The following is a 255-nucleotide window of genomic DNA, read 5'->3' on the forward strand; positions in this document are numbered from 1 at the left end:
TGTGACGAATGCCATTCGCGGCCGTGCCGATGGTTTGTCGCGCAGTGCCACCAACCACCTCGTGGCGGCCCTCGAGGCGGACAAGCCGGCAGCGGTGCGGACCGAGCTGGATCGCTTGGGGCCCGATGCGATGCTCGCCGACGCGGGGCCGGCCTTCCTGGGCAAGGCCCAAGGTGCGTCGCTGAACTCCGACGAGGGCCGGAATGTCCTCTTCAATGCGTTGAAGGCGCGAGATCAGGGCACCAATCGCCGGAT

At 67.5% G+C, this 255-nt stretch carries 1 protein-coding gene; it reads left to right on the forward strand.

What is annotated here, in order from left to right; genetic code table 11:
• The coding region (locus Ga0451573_RS19370) for a hypothetical protein (RefSeq protein WP_231685828.1) at window positions 1-255 on the forward strand (255 nt) is incomplete at both ends.

It is taken from the genome of Phosphitispora fastidiosa (assembly GCF_019008365.1).
In the GTDB taxonomy this organism is placed as follows: Bacteria; Bacillota; Thermincolia; order Thermincolales; family UBA2595; genus Phosphitispora; species Phosphitispora fastidiosa.